Below are 17,035 nucleotides of genomic sequence, written 5' to 3' on the forward strand. Positions count from 1 at the left end.
GAATCTGGAATGGAAATGACGAACTGGCTGCCGGAGCATTCGGCAGCCCTGCAGGACCTGCGCGCCCGCGGCTTGTCCTACTCGGAGATCGCTGACACCATCAACGCAACCTTCAACACGGCCTACACACGCTACGCGGCCCTCAGCCGGGCCCAGCGCATGGGGTTGGTAGGCCTCGATCGGGTGGAGCCGTCCCTGCCGGGGCGCCTCGACCCACCGAAACCGTCCCTGCCGAAGCTCCCGGGCATCGGGCGCCTGCGGGAGGGGCGGGCCGAGCTGAAGCCCGATCTGCTTCGCTGGCCAAAGATCTTCGCCGAAGCGGTGGAGATGCCCCAACTTCGTTGCGCGGCGGTCGAGCCGCGGCATCTTTCACTGCTCGACCTGAAACGCGGCGACTGCCGCTATCCCTATGGCGGGGATGCCGACGGCGAGACGGTCACCTTCTGCGGTCATCCGTGCCGGCCGGGCACGAGCTACTGTCCACCGCATTTTCACCTGAGCCGCGATCCGGAGGCCTCGGCGAGGCCGGTATTGAACGAGGCCTGGCTTCAGGCCGTCGGGGCCATCTGAGGCGATTCACCTCCCGACCGCCGGACTTCAGTCCGTAACCGTAATCGCGCGGATGACTCCGCGCGCTCTTCACCCAGATATTTGGAGACCAGCAATGCCGCGAGCCAAACGCCGGAAACCGTACGATCCCGCCGGAGCGCACGATCGACGCTCCCAGGATCTGCCCTTCAATGCCGAGGTGGCGACGGTCGAGATCGACGACCCCCTTGCGCTCGAGCCGGGCGACAAGATCGTTGCGTTCCGCTCGATACGCAACGATCCGCTCGGCCGGTTGCACGCGCATCGACAGATCGACGATACGCAGTATCGGAGCGGCAGGGCCTTCCAAAACGATTGGGAGAAGGCCGAGCGTGGCCCTCGCGCGGTGGACACGACGCGCGAATACGTCGACGGCGGTCAGCAACGCGAGCCGATCACGGAGGGGCAGCGTCGGGCGACCCTGCGGTTGAATCGTGCCGAGCATGAGCTCGGCGCCGACGGCTCGGCGCTGGTGCACGACGTCCTGATCCTCGGCATGACCATGGAGCAGGTTGGGCAGCGGCGCGGGCTGCGCACGCAGCGCTGGCAGGACTATTTCGCGCGGCGTCTCAAGGAATGCCTGGATCGGCTGGCGCTGATGTACGGGCTTGCCACGCCGAACAGGGTTCCCGTGAAGGATCGCCGATGCTGATTTGAAGTGATGTGCTTGCGTGCCGGTTGCGATGCAGGCCTCCGGCACGGCAACGCTTCATCACATTGCAGGACTGTGCCTGGCCTCACATTGCGCTCCATCCTTCGTGTGTATTGGGCGTTGTATTCGGACAGGCCGTGAAGAGGTCGACAGCGGTGCGGACTCTCATGTAGCTTCGCCCACGCCTATGACCTGCCTGCATTCGACACGAAGTGTGATGCCCTCGGGTGCCGGGAATGGGTCTGGCGCGTCACCTCAAGGGAGTTCGCAGCGGCTACGCCTCTCCATATCTTCCTCCTGCATCACGAACATCACGAGCAACGTGGGTCGGTGCCGGCGCGGAGCCCCAATCAAAATTCACCCAAGGAGAACCGACCGATGAATCACACTGGAAACTGCTTTTGCGGCGCTGTCGAACTCAAGGTCGCGGGAGAGCCTGAGGCGATGGGTTACTGCCACTGCCGCTCGTGCCGTTCCTGGTCCGGCGGTCCGGTGAATGCGTTCAGCCTCTGGAAGCCTGAGGCGGTTGAGGTCACCAAGGGCGCCGACCATATCGGGACATTCGAGAAGACGGCGATGAGCCAACCCAAATATTGCACCAAGTGCGGCGGTCACCTGATGACCAACCACCCGACGCTTGGGCTCGTCGACGTCTTCACGGCAACGATCCCGACGCTGAAATTCAGCCCTGGCGTGCACGTCAACTATGCCGAGGCGGTGCTGCCGATACGCGATGGTCTGCCGAAGTTGAAGGATTTTCCGGCCGAGTTCGGCGGGTCCGGCGAAATGATCGCCGAATAGCACGACGGTTCTCGATGACGAAAGCGGGGGGCGGCCGGACGCCGCCACCCATCGAATCTACATTCCTCCGCTGGCCGGAAGCTCTCACGGACCCGCTATCCGGTAGTCTTCCTCGACATTCGAATGGTCCGACCGTGTCGGTGCTGCCGGCACCGCGGGACCTTCTCTGCTGATGACAGCCATGTCAGGCGAAGGTCCCGCCCTGCAAAATCCGGGTTTGGTTTTGGTGACGGGCTTCCGCTAAAAAGGCGCGCAGCGTCGGTCCTGGGAGGGCCGTCGTATTTCGCCTGACAAAATAACAGAGGAAGCGTCAGATCATGAGCGGACCAGAATTGCCAGGGCGCGCGCCGCGCGGGGAGGGAGTTCCGACGGCGCTCGATGGGCTGCTGGTTGTCGATTTCACCCGCGTTGTCGCCGGTCCGGCCTGCACGCAAACGTTGGCAGACTTCGGGGCCGAGGTCATCAAGATCGAGAACCCGGACGGCGGAGACGATACGCGCGCTTACGAGCACGCCGAAATCGGCGGAGAGAGCGCAGCTTATTTGAGCCTCAATCGCAACAAGCGCGGCATTGCGCTCGATTTCAACAATCCGGCCGCGCTCGAGGTCGCGCGCGCGTTGATCGCCAAGGCCGACGTCGTGGTGGAGAATTTCTCCGGCGGCGTGATGAAGAAATTCGGGCTCGACTATGCGTCGGTGGCGCCCACCAATCCGCGGCTGATCTATTGCTCGATCTCCGCTTACGGCCGCAAAGGTGATTTCGCGCTACGTCCAGGTTTTGACCCGATCACCCAGGCCGAAAGCGGCTTCATGTCGCTCAACGGCTTTCCGGATGGCGAGCCGGTGCGCACCGGGCCGCCGATCGTGGACATGGCAACGGGCATGTCGGCCTGCAACGCCATCCTGCTGGCGCTGATCGCGCGCGATCGGCTCGGACGCGGTCAGCAGGTCGAGGTCGCGTTGATCGACACCGCGGTCTCAATGACCGGCTTCTACGGCATGGCCTATCTCATCAACGGCAACAACCCGGGCCGTTTCGGCAATTCTCCGAACGGTTCGCCGACCGTCGGCGTCTACCGGGCGTCCGATGGTCCGCTTTACATGGCCTGCGCCAATGATCGGCTCTATCGCCGGTTGGTCACCGACGTGCTGGAGCGTCCGGATCTCGTCACTGACCCCGAATTTGCTCACCGCAAGGCGCGGACGGCCAACAAGGAGAAGCTCCGCGCCATCATTGCCAGCGTGTTCGCGAGCGACACGCTCGAGCACTGGATGGCGAAGATGAAGAAGGCCAACATTCCGGTTGGCTATCTGCGGACGGTCGAGGAAGGGTTCAACGCACCCGAGGTGCGCGATCGGCATCGCCTTAGCAGAATCGCGCATCCGACCGCCGGTTCGGTTCCGAACATCGAGTCGCCGGTCAATATGAGCCTGACGCCGGCGGTTGATCCTGTTGCGGCTCCGCTGCTCGGTCAGCACACGCGGGATGTGTTGAGCAAGACGCTTGGCTATGACGACCGGCGCATGGCCGCCTTGGCCGAGGCGGGCGCGTTCGGCAAGGCAGGGAACACCGGCTAGCGTGGCTGGCCTGCACCCAAGATCGAATGTTCGCAAGGCAACCTGAGCGCAGGCGAGAGGCTAGCCTCTCGCCTCGCAGGACGTCGTTCAGACGTCACAGGCCTCGGGCGCATGCCGGCGGCCTCGGAGCCGGAACCGGTCCGTTTTCGGGAGTTCAGTTCGGCTTGCTGCGCAAGTTGTTCCTTGGCATACTTTCAACTTCCTCGGGCTCCGCCCGATCAATCTCGAGGCGGGCCATCCGGAGTATAAGGGTTGCCGTGGTCAGGCCGAGGCGTTCGGCCTCTTGCGCTGCGGTGTCGACCTTCTGGGCCAAGCCTTCACGTTTACCTGGGTATGCCATTCGTAATCCTCACTTAAGGTGCGAGATGAAAAATCCCACATACGTTGCAGAGCTGCAGAACAAGCTCGGAGCTCCATCGAGCGAAACACTGGAAAGCCTGCGACTGTTGAAGGCTTTCCTTCGGCTTGCGTCCGACCAGCGTTCCGAGGTCATCGAGCTGGTCGAACGTTTGGCGGTTGAACCGCCGCGCGACCCTCCACTGTCCTGAGGTGTTCGCGTTTTCCCTGGATGTCAGTTGTTCATTGGTTTGGCCGGGGGCTGCGTCGCGATCACGTAGATCGCGCCGCCCTCGAGCGCTTCGGATTGATGTCGGGTGCCGGCAGGCAGCAGGATGGTGTCGCCGGGGCCGACGACCCGTTCGCCGCCATCCCAGATGAAGTTCAGCCGGCCGCTGATGATCATCAGGATTTCATCGACCGGATGGGTATGGAAGTGATGCACCTTACCGGCCGCATCATGCTGCAGCTCGACGGAGCCCTGCGCCGGGAGCAGGTTCAGGATCTCCGGATCGATGGCAAATTCGGTCTTCGCGCCTGCGATGATCTGGGTCATGCTGCCTGTTCCTTGTTCGCGATCGGTGCCGTCTTGTTCTGTGCGAGCTTGGCGAAGGGGCAGCCGGCGCTCGCATTGTTGTCGTCGTCCAGGAAGTACTGCAGATACTCGCGGCCGTCGGACGCGCCGTAGCGGCCAAGCAGCGGCGAGGGGCTCGCGCTGTCGTAAGGGATCAGGCGCTTGCGCACCTCGGCGAACGCAGCGTTCGCCGCCTTCTCCGTCCCGAGAATCTTCTCGAACACCCAGCGCGGCTGGAAGGTGAGCATGAAGGCGCTGGACCGGCGGCTCTGGCGCATCACATGCGCGGGCGTTGTGCACACGACGAAGATCGGCTCGCCCGCAAACGAGAACTCCCACATCGGATGGTCGATCTGCTCCGGAATCTCTGATGGCCAGGGGTTCTTGTCCAGCCGCGCAAGCTGGTCGAGCGTCAGCCACATCTTGCGATAATAGGCGTCGATCGTCTGCACCGGGCGGGGCCGCGTGAAGACGATCAATGAGGTGTTGGGACCGAACGAGCGCGCCTCCGAGACATATTGTCCGAGCTGTTCGCCAAGCACCGCCACGTCATACGGATCGATGAAGAGGTAGCGGAGCTGGTCCTGGCGATGTCCGGTCACCCCGAACACGCAAGGGAACGGCCTCGCCTCGCTGCTCATCTGCGCTTCAAACTCGGAAAACATCACGCTTTGCCAGCTGCTGACCGGAAAGTTTGACGCGACTTCGCCTCTTCTCAAAAACAAGCGCTCCATAACACCCCCTCGACTCCTAACGACACTAACGAGCTATCAACTTGCTTCTCATCAACAGCGGCCCGGCAATGCCCGGCAGCGACATGAGAAGAAGAATGGCAATCAAGGCGCTGTAGCCGCCATCACCGATCACGGCCGTGTTGTGCACGGCGTCGGTCCCGGAGGCGCTGCTGGCGGCAAGCATCGCGAAGCCGATGATGGGCTGCGCGACGCCGGCGAAGATGCCGGCAGCCGTGGTATTCACGGAGGCGCCGACACCGATCAGGTCCGCCGTGTACAATTTCTTGACGCATTTCAGCACCAGCGGAACCGTGCCGCCGGCAACGAGGCCCAATGCCGTGAACACGACGGTGACGTAGGCAAGACCAAACGTTTGGGCGATCGGCGGCAGCAGCATCGCGATCAGGAGCATGCGCAGCGCGCAAATGCCGATCAGCGCGCGGTCGAGTACCGCGGCGGCACGGTCGGCGGCATGACCGAGGAAGATCGATCCGAGCGCATTGCCAATCATGAAGGCGAGCAGCGGCGTGCCGGCGGCCGTCGGCGAGATATGGAAGAAGTGCGCGACCATCGGAATGCCCCAGACGCCCGACAGCGTCGTCACGACCGCGAAGTGCGAGGCAAACGTCATTGCGCAACCCCAGTTCGCGACATGGGCCAGCGCTTGTCGTGCCGCAATGGCAACGCCCTTCAGCGTCTTGTTGCTGTGCGAGACCGGATCCGGCTTGAGCGCAAGCTTGGCGAAAGCGAGATTGGCAAGTCCGATGCAGGCGATGAACAGGAAGCATGACCGCCAGCCAAAGCCCGAGACCGCGGCCGCGAGCGGCGTGGTCGCGATCACGCCGCCGACATAGCCGGACACCTGCGAAATGCCGGACATCATGCCGAACCGCTCGTCGGCGAAGCTCTGCGCGACGAGCTTCAGCAGGGCGGTGAAGACCAGCGCGTCGCCGCAGGCGACGATCAGCCGAGCGGCAAAGACGTCGAGCAAGTTCGGCGCGAGCGCGAATGCGGCGCTGCCGAGCGACGAGGCGATCATGCTGGCCAGGACGACGCGCTTGACGCCGAAACGGTCGACGAGAAGGCCGGCCGGAATCTGCATCAAGGTGTAGCCCCAGAAATAGCTCGAGGCGAGCATCGCAACACCGGCCGCGTCGGTGTCGAAGTCGTGCATGAAGCTGAGGCTCACCGATTGCGGCGACACGCGTTGCAGGAACGCGATGGCATAGGCGATCGCGACCGCCGTCCAGGCCAGATAGGCGCGATCGGTGAAGCGCGACGTCGGGACGTATACCGCCTGTTGTCCGAGCATCGACATCAAACCCTCGCGTAACCGACAGAGAAAAGGGCATCCGCTGAATTCGGAATCTTGCGCGACATCGCGGCGTCGACCAGCGATGCGGTGCCATGGTAGGTCTGCCGATGGTGCTTAATGTGGCCGTAGGCGCCGCGCATGATCATGTCGGGAAGTTCGAGCGGCTTGCCCGGATAGAGCGAGGTGCACATCTCGACACAGGCCGCCTGCAACGCGGGATCCTGTGCATCGTCGAGCAACGATGGAGACACTTTTTCGCAAATCTTAGCGTTCGCTGCCCACACGATCGGATTGCGGGTCCGCCAGCCGTAGAGGACGTTGCCGTCGGCTCTCGCAGCGGCGCCCGAACATTTCAGGACTTCCGACGTGAAGAAGCCGTACAAGCCGCGGCCCTGGTGCGCCGGCAGCACTTCCGTGCCGCCGCGGTAGATTCCAAGTCCGGCCGACATCTGCAGGATGCGGTAAACCGAGAAGGCCACGAGGCCTGAGCCGTCGTAGACCAGGATCAGGCTGTACTTCTTGTCGAAGGGCGAGGAGGTTGCGGTCCAGTGCGGCTCGCGGGCTTGCCAGTTGATGGCAATGATGCCGTTCATGGCATCCATCAGCGGCTGACGGTCGCAGGCTTCGATCCGCGAGGCGTCGGGTAGACTGTAAATCGCGTAATCCGCCCAAGGCGATTTGATCGCCTCGTATCCGCTGCCCAGATTTCGCGACATGGTAGAACTCCAGAATTCCATCGCGACCTATACAGGGCAGCCTCGAATGGCTTAAAGGACAATATGCCCTCGAAAGCTGCCAAAGCGCCCCGGCCGGAGCCGCGCGACAAGAAAACCACGCGGCGGATCGCGATCGTCGCCTTTCCGGGCGTGACCTTGCTCGACATCTCCGGGCCCGCCCAGGTGTTCGCGGAGCTGGAGGCGATCGAACTGCCCGGGCCGGACTACTCGCTGTCCTACCTGTCGGCGTCCGGTGGGTTGGTGCCGACCGATGTCGGCATGATGATCGACACGGCGCCGATCGACAGTGTTGCGCCCGCCGAGGTCGATACGCTGGTGATCCCTGGTGGGCCGGGCATCTGGAAGCTCCGCAACGACGCCAAGTTGATGAACTGGATTGCGGAGGCGCTGCCGAAGGCGCGCCGTATCGCATCGGTGTGCCTCGGCGCGTTTGCGCTGGCCTGGACCGGAATCCTGGACGGCAAGCGTGCTGCAACGCACTGGCGGTATTGCCCGCGCTTGCAGGACAGCTTCCCCAACATCCGCGTCGAGCCCAACGCGATTTTCGTCAAGGATGGGCGGGTCTGGTCATCGGCCGGCGTCAGCGCTGGTATCGACCTCGCGCTTGCCATGATCGAAGAGGATTTCGGCCACACCAGCGCGCTCGATGTCGCACGCCGGCTTGTTGTGTTTCTCAAGAGGCCGGGCGGTCAGAGCCAGTTCTCGACTGTGCTCGCGGCCCAGGCGTCGGACGTCGAGGGACGCTTCAGCGCGCTGCACGCCTGGATCATCGAGAACATCACTGACGACCTCAAGGTCGAGACCCTCGCGGAAAAGGCCGGGATGACGCCTCGCACCTTTGCCAGGACCTATGTCAGCCGCACCGGCATGACGCCCGCAAGCGGCGTCGAGGCGCTGCGTGTGGAGACCGCGCGCCTGCTGCTCGAGAGCCGTCAGATCGGCGGGGTGGTCGAAGTCGCCAAGCGCGCGGGTTTCGGCGATGACGAACGAATGCGGCGGGCCTTCCTGCGCCACCTTGGCGTGTCACCGACCGAGTACCGAAACCGGTTTTCGGGCAGCTAGCTCGCCTCTGGCTGGCTCAGTCCGGACGCCGGGCGCTTGGTGTCGAAATTGATCTATCTCACGAGCGAATAGCTGGCCTTCGCTGGCCGGATTCATAGTTCAAGGCGGTAGCTTTTCCGGTTTGTCTGCGGCTAATGTGCCGGCCAAAATCGGGAGAAGAAACACCATGAATGACGGGACCCCCATTCAACAGACGCGCAATGTCGAGCTCGGCGCCAGCGGCGAGGAATTCCAAAACCTGCACGAATTCGTGCAAAAGGCCCGCGCCAAGCTGAACCAGAACGCCTGGGATTATATCGTCGGCGCCTCGGAGACCGAGACCACGATGCGCCGCAACAGAATGGCCCTCGACGAGATCGCGTTCCGGCCGCGAGTCCTGCGCAACGTCATCGATGTCGATCCTTCCGTCGAGGTCTTCGGCCGCAAGCTCCGGCTTCCCGTGATGATCGCCCCGGTCGGCGCGCTCGAGATATTCGATCCCGATGCGGGTGCAGCCGTTGCGCGCGGAGCTGGAACGTTCGGCGCGGCGCATATGCTGAGCTCGGTGTCGGAGCCGGGTCTGGAGAACACGGCCAAGGCCGCGCCTGACGCCTTGCGCATCTTCCAGCTCTATGTGCGTGGCGACGACGCATTTGTCGAGGACACGGTCAGCCGTAGCATCGACAACGGTTATGCCGCGTTCTGCCTCACCGTGGACACCGCCCATTACAGCCGGCGCGAGCGCGACATCGCCAAGCGCTACGTCCGTGAAAGCCGTATCCGCGCCACCGGCGGCGATTTCCAGAAGGGTCTGGAATGGCGGACCGTGAAGTTGATCAAGGACAAGTTCAAGATTCCGCTGATCCTCAAGGGCATCGCCACCGCCGAAGATGCAAGGATCGCCCTCGATCACGGGGTCGACTGGATCTACGTCTCAAATCACGGCGGACGCCAGCTCGACCACGGCCGCGGCTCCATGCATGTGCTACCCGAGATCGTCCAGGCCGTCGCGGGGCGAGCCAAGATCATGGTCGACGGCTCGTTCTGCCGCGGCACCGACATCGTGAAGGCCATCATCTCGGGCGCCGACCTTGTCGGGATCGGTCGTCTGCAGTGCTGGGCGCTCGCCGCGGCCGGCGAGGCGGGCATTGTCCGGATGCTTGAATTGCTGGAGGACGAGGTAATCCGGTGCCTCGGGCTGCTCGGCGTCACCAGCTTTGCCGAACTGGACAAATCCTATCTTCACCCGGCGCCGCCGACCAATCTGCCGAGCGTGTTCAGCGCATTCCCGCTGGTCGATATCGATCCCTACCGCTACTGAACTGGTACGAAGCGATAGCGCGATCGGGGCCCACGGGCGCCTCGGTCGCGCCAGTTCGCTATCAATCTGTGGTGTCCATGAAGCCGCCGCGGCAAAGACAAAGTCTGATCCAAATGCCGCACTAGTCGAGGCGGATGGCAGATAATCCATTCGCTGAGTTTTCACTTGAACGCGCGATCGGCTTGCGCTGGACCCTGCGGGATATCCAGGCCCGCCGGCTCGGACTGTCCCCGATCAGCGACGAGGATTTGCGCGTCCTGACCGAGCTTGGTCTGGTCGAACTGCATGACGACGAGCCCGTGCTGACGCCGGCGGGAGCTGCGGTGTTGAGCGACTGAACGGGGTAGCCGCCTAGAGCCTTATCCGTTCCGATGGAATCAGAACGGGGCTCTAGATATTTTGACGCGTTTTCTTCACGCGAACCGGCATCCACTTCGCGTGAAAACGCTTTATCGCGCGTTCAGAAAGCTTTCGCCGGAATTGCAGGGCGTGCACTGATAGGTCAGCACGTCGTAGACTTGGTCGCCCGGCTCGATCAAGGTCAGCCGCATTTGCGTGCCGCACTTCATGCACGGCATCTCGATACTGGTCTTGAATCGGGTGCAGGTCGGTGTCGGACGAACGGCGCGCAGCATCGGATCCCCTTATTCCCCAAGAGACGCGAACGCGACCAACGAAGAAAGTCGAATCACTATGCCACAGTGCTGACACGATTGGAATCGGCTACACATGCGGTCTGGCCCTGGCTAGGTAAATTTTCCTCGGGGGCTGGAACGAGCGGGCCTGTCATGGCTGGCGATCCGGCGCTGACGCCGTCACAAACTATGCTAACGTTGCCCCACGCTTATTTCAGGGGGCGCGATCATGATTGAGCCGAAGCTTGAAGTTCCCGCCGAGTTGCGCGATCTCGCGGAAAAGACCATCGACCACGCCGAAAAGGCCTTCAGCCTGTTCTTTGACGCCGCGAGCAAGTCGATGACGGCGATGCCGGGCACCGGTACCGAGATTTCCAAACAGGCGCTGTCGTTCACCGAGCAGAACATGAAGGCGGCGTTCGAGCATGCGCGCAAGCTCGTGTACGCGACCGATCTGCAGGAGGCGATGCGGATCCAGTCGGAGTTCCTCCGCAGCCAGTTCACTAACGCCGGCGAACATATGCGGCAGATCAGCGGAAGCGTCATGTCCGCAACCAAGGACGCCACCAAAGGCAAGTTCTAGGACGGCTTTCGCAGCGCGTCGAGCCTAGCGCCGGCGCGCGACGGCAACGCCGAGCAGAAACGCGACGAACAGGCTGGCGAGCGGCGCTTCGCGCGTGACCGCGCTCACCGTGGCAAGGACTCCGCCCGGCCGGCGCGAGGTTGCGATCGCGTCGCTGAGCCGATCCGCAGCCGCTCGCAGTCCGTCCGACACCTCCGTGATGGTGCGCGAAACGTCCGTCGCAGCGTCGATCGCTCGTTCGCCCAGTGTGGGCTGCAGGGGGGACTCGGGTGTCTCGGAGCTCATGTGCCGCGATCTCACTAAAGGTCAGGTGGCCGCCACCTCCATCCGCGCGTGCACATGCTTTGAACAGCGGGTCGATGAACCTCGGGCTATCCGCGACAGGCGCCGTTTTGAATTGCAGGTGGCGGCCGTACATCGTGCAAATGCCACAGCCGTGGATTGGTTCCACCGACATGCCGTCCTTTCACGTCAGGGAACCGGAAACTTACGCGCGGGTCGCGGCTTGTTTCCGGGGAGACGATGATGACAATGCAAGCGCACGGCATAATGGAAGGTGGTTCGCTCAGGCATCGCAATCGGCACGGCGGTATGCCGCTGGTGGTTGCAGCCGTGGTTGCGATCCTTGGCGTGTTCGGGATGCTGATCGTCGACCATGGTCCATGGAATAAGCCGAAGGTGCAGCCGGCCGCCTCCGCCAACTACTCGACGACCGGCGAGGCGGCGCGTGCGGCCGGCGCAACGGTCATGCCGACCGAGCCGAAGGCGCCGATTGAGCCCGTTCCACCTGGCCCCAAGCCGGCGCAACCGGCAAACCCAATCCCGCCGCAATAAATGCGGGCGTTCGTGGAGATGCGTCCGATGACGCGGAGCGCAGGAATTGACTCGTCGGGCAACTCAGCGGCACAAGATCACTGTCGGCAGTATCAAGCGATGATCAGCGAACGCTGACGAGCATGCCCCACGCCGCGGCGAACCCGGCACCGACGAGAACCAGCACCGGAGCGTCGCAAAAGAAGCCGCCATACTGGCACATGGTGGTACCGAGCGAACCGATCTGATGATGGCCTGCGGCATAGAACAGGCCGGACAGGACCGCGAGCACGGCAGCAACGAAATACATCGACGCTTCCTCCCTGCAATCAACGTACGGCGCGGGCCGGTTCGACCGGCGCGAGCCGAAAACCGTAATTGATGTCGGTCCAAATATGAACCGCTTGTCCCACTTGACGCGTCGGGCAACTCAGCGGCACACTGACATCATCGCAACAAGCATACGGCCGATCGACGCCAACTCATGTTGCGATTCCAGATCATGCGCAAACTTTCGATCAAGGCGGTTTCCCACCGTCGAAGCCGACGCGTTGAATTTTACCGATCGCATTCAGCTCGTAAAAAGGTTTGACACGTCGGGCAACTCAGCTGCATAATTCAAAAATTCCGAAATTGTTGAGCCCGCGCGGAGCAATCCGCGGCGGGCTTTTTGTTTGCCGTTTCACCAATCGGACGGCGGCCGCAACGTCACGACGCCACATCCTCCCGCCCATCGCCTGAGCGTCGTCAGCGCGCCGCCGTCCGCCCCCTTTGAAGCGAGCACGAAATTGGCCGGTGCGCGCGAACGCGCCGGTCCTGCGGCGCGGCGCAAGCCGGCGCTGCCCGCGGCCCCACTCGTCAGGGATAAGGTTCGCGCCCCAAACGGTTGCAGCATTTTGCGCGACCTGCCGCATCTTTAATTCGATGGCCGCACCGCGCGCTGCCGGCCGATCAATGAGGTTTGCAATGACCGCCTAGTTATACTTTCAAAGCGGTGATCACCGTGATCGCTACTGGTTTTCTCGGTGCCGTTTGGTTGGGCATCAAGACCACGCTCGGAAAGTGACTGGCGTTGTAACTGAGGGTGGGCGGCTTGATGTCCAAGTCAGACGCCTGGGCATCCTGGCGAACAATAGAATCTCGAGGCGTGAAAATGTACAGGATACGCGAGGTTGATCCGCAGGACGATGAGGTCGCGGACTCGCTCGCCGAGCTTCATCAGCTGATATTCTGCGATGGGACACGTGCGCCTGACTTCGAGCAGGGATATTGGTGGTTTGCGTTTCGCGGAACGCGGCCGATAGCGTTCGCGGGCGTCGTCCCCTCGACCCATGTCGCCAACGCCGGATATCTGTGCCGCGTTGGCGTTGCGATGCCGCACTGCGGCCACGGCCTGCAGGTACGGCTTACTCGCGCGCTGGAAACGCGAGGGCGGCGGGCCGGCTGGAAAGCGATTGTCTCGGATACGACCCACAATCGTTTCTCGGCCAATAACTTTATCCGGCAAGGGTACAGGCTGTTCGAACCTACCTCGCCCTGGGCATGGGAGCACACGTTGTATTGGCGGAAGGAACTCGTCTAGAAAGCGCGCGAGATGGGTTGAGCGGTTACCAATAATATCATGACGTAGAGCGCCCGGCGGCCGAATGGCCACCGGGCTTTTTTGCGTTTCTGCGCCAGGAAGCGGCCTTCTGCATTCAGCGTTCGCTAGCAGGAGCCTGGACCACATGTCGTATCCTGGCCGGGAAAAAATGCTGGATTGGCCTGTCCTGCGCGGACGAGGCATCGCTGAAAACGTTCCCTCAGTGGGCACCCGCCGCAGTCGTTAGTCCTGGGCGTTGAAAATTCGAGGGACGTAGGCTTGCGCGGCTTGATCTCTGGTGATCGATCGATAAACTGAGCCGTACGGCTCGATCGCACGCACAAATGTCTTGGAGATCGAACGAAGGAAGAGACCATGGTTGAGGTTGACCGCGGGCTCGACGCGAAGGTGCCGCCAGGCGCAGACATGGATCGCTATTCGATCATGGTCGCACGAGCCAGGGCGCTTGTGCCGACCTTGCGTGAGCGAACTCAACGGACCGAAGACCTGCGCCGATTGCCGCCCGAGACCGAACGGGATCTGCACGATAATGGGCTTTTCCGGATCCTGCAGCCCAAGCGCGTCGGGGGAAGCGAACTCGACTATGTTGCACTGGTCGATTGCGCCGATGCCCTGGGGCAGGGCGACGCCTCGGTCTCCTGGAATTTTGCCAATCTTGCGAGCCACCACTGGATGCTCGGCATGTTCGCGCCCGAGGCGCAGAGCGCGGTGTGGGGCAAGGATCCGGATACGCTGATCGCGTCTTCCTTTGTTTTCCCGGCAGGCCGTGCAAGGAAGACAAGTGGCGGATATGTGCTGAGCGGTCACTGGCCGTTCTCGTCCGGGGTGGAAGCGTGCGGATGGAACATGCTCGCGAGCGTGGTTGCCTCTGACGATGAAGCCGATGGCGTCGAGTATCGGTTGTTCCTGCTGAACAAGCGGGACTACAGCATCGACGATACCTGGAATGCGGCTGGTTTGCGCGGAACGGGATCAAACGACGTTCGGGTAACTGACGCGTTCGTCCCCGAGCATATGACGGTTGCCGTCAGCGATCTCGCGGGCGGTGCGACGCCCGGCAGTGTTGTCAATCCGAATGCGCTCTACATGCTTCCGGTCTTCTCGTTGTTTCCTTATGTATTGTCAGGGGTCGGCTTGGGGAATGCGCAGGCTTGCCTTGATGATTATGTCGAGATCGCGCGACACCGCGCCTCGACATACAACCGGGCCAAGATCGGAGACCTGCAAAGCACACAAATCAAGATCGCTGAGGCGTCGGCAAAGATAGATGCCGCGCGGTTGATCATGCGTACGAACTGCGTTGAGGTGTTAGCGGAAGTTCGGCGTGGTGACATCCCGAGCATTGCGGCGAAGACGAAGCTCCGACGCGACGGCGCGTTTGCGGTCAATCTGTGCACCGAAGCGGTGTCTCTTCTGTTCGCGGCGAGCGGGGCGCGCAGCCTGTTCACCTCGGGCGCGTTGCAGCGCCAATTCCGCGATGCGCATGCGGTGAACTCGCACCTCGCCTTCAATTTTGACGCGGCCGGTACCAATTACGGGCGGGTGGCCCTCGGGCTTCCGTCTGAAAACCTGACGCTTTGAGGCCGATTGGATGTCTGACTTACCCAAACATCCGCCGGATCCGGCCAGTGAGTTCGCAAGCGACAGTTCGACGATCGACCCTCGTGACTTCCGCAACGCGCTTGGCACGTTCGCGACCGGCGTGACGATCGTGACCGCGATGTCTGCCGAAGGGCGGCCGTACGGAATTACCTGCAATTCCTTCGCGTCGGTATCGCTCAATCCGCCGCTGGTGCTGTGGAGCCTGGGCATGTTTTCGCAGGGGCTGCCGATCTTCCAGAATGCCAGCCATTTTACCGTCAACGTTCTTGATGCGTCGCAGCGGGCGTTGGCGCTGCAGTTCGCTAGGTCATCAGGCGACAAGTTCGCAGGTGTGAGCTGGACGCCAGGTCTCGGTCAAGCTCCTGTGCTTGCCGACGTGGTTGCAAATTTTCAATGCCGTGCCGCCAACCGCTACTACGGCGGAGATCACGTCATTTTTCTAGGGGCGGTGGAAGCCTACGCTTATAACCGGAACAATCCGTTGTTGTTCGCGCGGGGAGGTTTTGGCGGATTCCAGCCTGACGATGGTGACAAGACATCATGAATCGAAAGACGCCCGTCAAGCGAGCTCGTACCAAGCAGAGGCGACTATCAGCTGACGACCGGCGCAGCGAATTCGTCACCAAGGCGACTGAGCTTTTTGCGGAAGAGGGATTCGGCGGCGGTACACGTACCCTCGCGCGCAAGCTCGGCGTAACCCAGCCGCTGCTTTACCGCTACTTTCCGAGTAAGGATGATCTCATCAAGGAGGTCTACCGCAAGGTATATCTCGAACCCCTGGAAATCGGCTGGGAGAAGTTGCTCTCGGATCGCTCGCGTCCGCTCCGCGTGCGCCTACAGGAGTTTTACGAAGTTTATACGGATGCAATCTTCAACCGCAAATGGCTGAGGATCTATCTTTACTCCGGCCTGAAGGGCCTCGATATCAATCGCTGGTATGTCGGCATGGTCAAGGACAAGATCCTGACCCGCATTCTCAGGGAATGTCGCTACGACGCCGGCCTCGCGACGCAAAGCAGGCCCAGCGCCGCTGAACTGGAACTGGCCTGGGTGTTTCACGGCGGTATCTTCTACTATGGTGTGCGGAAGTACATCTACGAAGCGCCGGTCCTCGAGGACAAGGCAAAAATGATCAGCGATGCGCTGGATATCTTTCTCGCAGGATTCGAGAGGATGGCGGAGAGCGCGACCGATCGTCGACGGGCGCCGATCAAGGTCGTTGGTTGAGCGGCACTACCTCGTTGCCATCTGACCCCGATACCAATCTCCGATCTCGCTCGCCGTCATCAGCGCTACGCCGTCATGGCCGATGACGTAATCGAGCAGCGCCTCCAGATATTTGATTCGATGTGGCACGCCCGTGATGTAGGGATGCACCGAGATCGCCATGATCCGCGCATTCTCCGCGCCTTCGAGATACAGCCGATCGAACTGGTCGGTGCAGCGCGTCAGGAACTGCTCTGACGGAAGATGCTGCAGCGCGTGGATGACGATGTCATTGGTCTCGACGGAATAGGGAATTGTCGTCACCGTTCCGTGCGGCGTGGCGATGTCCTGCGGGAGATCGTCGATCACCCAGTCGGCCACGTATTCGATGCCGTTGAGGCGCAGGAGATCGAGCGTCTCTTCGGTCTCGGTCAGGCCTGGGCTTTCCCACGATCGCGGCGGCTTGCCGGTAAATCCAGCAATGGTGTCGACCGCGCGCTTGATTGCGTCAGCCTGGTTCTCGACCTTGTGCATCGGGCCCTGGACAAATCCGTGTCCCATGAATTCGAAGCCCGCCTCAAGCGCTGCCGACGCCACCCGCGGATAGCTGTTGCAGACGTTGGCATTCACGGCCAGCGTCACCGGAATCTTTCGGTCGGTGAGGGCCTTGAATTGCCGCCAGAAGCCGGCGCGCATGCCGTATTCATGCCACGACCAGTTCGGCACGTCGGGCAGCAGGGGCTGGCCCATCGGTGGGCTCAGCACGGTGCGCGGCATCGCGTTCCCGATGCGCCATTCCTCGACATTGAGGATCACCCACACGGCAAGTTTCTTGCCGCCCGGCAATGTCAGCTTCGGGCGATCGACCTGGGCCTGGTACGGAATGCGATCAGTGAAGGCCATGTCGAGACTCCTTG

The 17,035-nt window shown here is 62.1% G+C and carries 22 protein-coding genes; 14 read left to right on the forward strand and 8 right to left on the reverse strand.

Translation table 11 applies throughout. The features are described 5' to 3' along the window. The first annotated feature begins 9 nt into the window (after window positions 1–9). The 5 genes from HAP54_RS27140 (at window position 10) to HAP54_RS27160 (ending at window position 4,166) form a co-directional block, all read left to right on the forward strand. Window positions 10–570, forward strand: coding sequence for a GcrA family cell cycle regulator (locus HAP54_RS27140; RefSeq protein ID WP_166305501.1), 561 nt, complete (start codon window positions 10–12; stop codon window positions 568–570). A gap of 94 nt (window positions 571–664) precedes the next feature. Further along, window positions 665–1,240 carry a DUF6456 domain-containing protein gene (locus tag HAP54_RS27145; protein ID WP_166305504.1) on the forward strand — a complete coding sequence of 192 codons (576 nt, stop codon included), beginning with the start codon at window positions 665–667 and terminating at the stop codon, window positions 1,238–1,240. Between the two features lie 378 nt (window positions 1,241–1,618). Next, window positions 1,619–2,041, forward strand: a complete 423-nt coding sequence (locus HAP54_RS27150; protein WP_166305507.1) for a GFA family protein — start codon at window positions 1,619–1,621, stop codon at window positions 2,039–2,041. Between the two features lie 314 nt (window positions 2,042–2,355). Beyond that, on the forward strand, window positions 2,356–3,618 hold the full coding sequence (locus HAP54_RS27155) for a CaiB/BaiF CoA transferase family protein (protein ID WP_166308451.1): 1,263 nt from the start codon (window positions 2,356–2,358) through the stop codon (window positions 3,616–3,618). 365 nt (window positions 3,619–3,983) lie between these two features. Beyond that, window positions 3,984–4,166, forward strand: a complete 183-nt coding sequence (locus HAP54_RS27160; RefSeq protein WP_166305512.1) for a hypothetical protein — start codon at window positions 3,984–3,986, stop codon at window positions 4,164–4,166. Window positions 4,167–4,189: 23 nt separating this feature from the next. On the opposite strand, the gene HAP54_RS27165 is transcribed toward HAP54_RS27160, so the two are convergent. The 4 genes from HAP54_RS27165 to HAP54_RS27180 form a co-directional block, all read right to left on the reverse strand. Continuing rightward, window positions 4,190–4,510 (reverse strand): cupin domain-containing protein, encoded by a 321-nt coding sequence (locus HAP54_RS27165; protein ID WP_166305515.1) that lies wholly within the window; start codon window positions 4,508–4,510, stop codon window positions 4,190–4,192. Continuing rightward, a complete protein-coding gene (locus tag HAP54_RS27170; RefSeq protein WP_224741767.1) occupies window positions 4,507–5,193 on the reverse strand; it encodes a YqcI/YcgG family protein in 687 nt (228 codons plus the stop codon). Before HAP54_RS27170 ends, HAP54_RS27165 begins: the two co-directional genes overlap by 4 nt. 94 nt (window positions 5,194–5,287) lie before the next feature. Next, window positions 5,288–6,580, reverse strand: a complete 1,293-nt coding sequence (locus tag HAP54_RS27175) for an MFS transporter (RefSeq protein WP_166305521.1) — start codon at window positions 6,578–6,580, stop codon at window positions 5,288–5,290. Next, entirely contained in the window at window positions 6,580–7,314 is a 735-nt protein-coding gene (locus HAP54_RS27180) for a hypothetical protein (RefSeq protein WP_224741766.1), read from the reverse strand. Before HAP54_RS27180 ends, HAP54_RS27175 begins: the two co-directional genes overlap by 1 nt. Window positions 7,315–7,356: 42 nt before the next feature. Here HAP54_RS27180 and HAP54_RS27185 point away from each other — a divergent pair, with 42 nt between their 5' ends. From HAP54_RS27185 to HAP54_RS27195, 3 genes are all read left to right on the forward strand, one after another. Further along, window positions 7,357–8,376 carry a GlxA family transcriptional regulator gene (locus HAP54_RS27185; RefSeq protein ID WP_166305524.1) on the forward strand — a complete coding sequence of 340 codons (1,020 nt, stop codon included), beginning with the start codon at window positions 7,357–7,359 and terminating at the stop codon, window positions 8,374–8,376. 166 nt (window positions 8,377–8,542) lie between these two features. Continuing rightward, the gene (locus tag HAP54_RS27190; RefSeq protein ID WP_166305527.1) at window positions 8,543–9,676 is read left to right on the forward strand and encodes an alpha-hydroxy acid oxidase; all 1,134 of its coding nucleotides are present in this window, start codon (window positions 8,543–8,545) and stop codon (window positions 9,674–9,676) included. Between the two features lie 134 nt (window positions 9,677–9,810). Beyond that, window positions 9,811–10,014: a hypothetical protein gene (locus tag HAP54_RS27195; RefSeq protein ID WP_029079998.1), complete on the forward strand. Its 204-nt coding sequence runs from the start codon at window positions 9,811–9,813 to the stop codon at window positions 10,012–10,014. Between the two features lie 111 nt (window positions 10,015–10,125). Here the strand turns inward: HAP54_RS27195 and HAP54_RS27200 are convergent, their stop codons facing one another. Further along, complete coding sequence (locus HAP54_RS27200; RefSeq protein ID WP_166305530.1) at window positions 10,126–10,311, reverse strand: hypothetical protein; 186 nt, start codon at window positions 10,309–10,311, stop codon at window positions 10,126–10,128. Window positions 10,312–10,540: 229 nt separating this feature from the next. Between HAP54_RS27200 and HAP54_RS27205 the strand changes: the two genes are divergently transcribed. Next, window positions 10,541–10,894 (forward strand): phasin, encoded by a 354-nt coding sequence (locus HAP54_RS27205; RefSeq protein WP_166305533.1) that lies wholly within the window; start codon window positions 10,541–10,543, stop codon window positions 10,892–10,894. Between the two features lie 24 nt (window positions 10,895–10,918). Here the strand turns inward: HAP54_RS27205 and HAP54_RS27210 are convergent, their stop codons facing one another. Continuing rightward, window positions 10,919–11,179 carry a hypothetical protein gene (locus HAP54_RS27210; RefSeq protein WP_166305536.1) on the reverse strand — a complete coding sequence of 87 codons (261 nt, stop codon included), beginning with the start codon at window positions 11,177–11,179 and terminating at the stop codon, window positions 10,919–10,921. 246 nt (window positions 11,180–11,425) lie between these two features. On the opposite strand from HAP54_RS27210, the gene HAP54_RS27215 reads away from it, so the two are divergent. Then, complete coding sequence (locus HAP54_RS27215) at window positions 11,426–11,728, forward strand: hypothetical protein (protein WP_338832463.1); 303 nt, start codon at window positions 11,426–11,428, stop codon at window positions 11,726–11,728. A gap of 103 nt (window positions 11,729–11,831) precedes the next feature. On the opposite strand, the gene HAP54_RS27220 is transcribed toward HAP54_RS27215, so the two are convergent. After that, window positions 11,832–12,017, reverse strand: a complete 186-nt coding sequence (locus tag HAP54_RS27220) for a hypothetical protein (protein WP_029079993.1) — start codon at window positions 12,015–12,017, stop codon at window positions 11,832–11,834. A gap of 843 nt (window positions 12,018–12,860) precedes the next feature. On the opposite strand from HAP54_RS27220, the gene HAP54_RS27225 reads away from it, so the two are divergent. The 4 genes from HAP54_RS27225 (at window position 12,861) to HAP54_RS27240 (ending at window position 16,139) form a co-directional block, all read left to right on the forward strand. Next, a complete protein-coding gene (locus tag HAP54_RS27225; RefSeq protein WP_166305539.1) occupies window positions 12,861–13,289 on the forward strand; it encodes a GNAT family N-acetyltransferase in 429 nt (142 codons plus the stop codon). A 426-nt stretch (window positions 13,290–13,715) separates the two neighbouring features. Further along, window positions 13,716–14,891: an acyl-CoA dehydrogenase family protein gene (locus HAP54_RS27230; RefSeq protein ID WP_166308460.1), complete on the forward strand. Its 1,176-nt coding sequence runs from the start codon at window positions 13,716–13,718 to the stop codon at window positions 14,889–14,891. Window positions 14,892–14,901: 10 nt separating this feature from the next. After that, window positions 14,902–15,456 (forward strand): flavin reductase family protein, encoded by a 555-nt coding sequence (locus tag HAP54_RS27235; protein WP_166305542.1) that lies wholly within the window; start codon window positions 14,902–14,904, stop codon window positions 15,454–15,456. Continuing rightward, the gene (locus tag HAP54_RS27240) at window positions 15,453–16,139 is read left to right on the forward strand and encodes a TetR/AcrR family transcriptional regulator (RefSeq protein ID WP_166305545.1); all 687 of its coding nucleotides are present in this window, start codon (window positions 15,453–15,455) and stop codon (window positions 16,137–16,139) included. Before HAP54_RS27235 ends, HAP54_RS27240 begins: the two co-directional genes overlap by 4 nt. Before the next feature lie 6 nt (window positions 16,140–16,145). Here HAP54_RS27240 and HAP54_RS27245 read toward each other — a convergent pair whose 3' ends face one another. Next, window positions 16,146–17,021 (reverse strand): polysaccharide deacetylase family protein, encoded by an 876-nt coding sequence (locus tag HAP54_RS27245; protein WP_166305548.1) that lies wholly within the window; start codon window positions 17,019–17,021, stop codon window positions 16,146–16,148. Window positions 17,022–17,035: the final 14 nt, after the last annotated feature.

Source organism: Bradyrhizobium sp. 2S1 (assembly GCF_011516625.5).
Lineage (GTDB): Bacteria > Pseudomonadota > Alphaproteobacteria > Rhizobiales > Xanthobacteraceae > Bradyrhizobium > Bradyrhizobium septentrionale.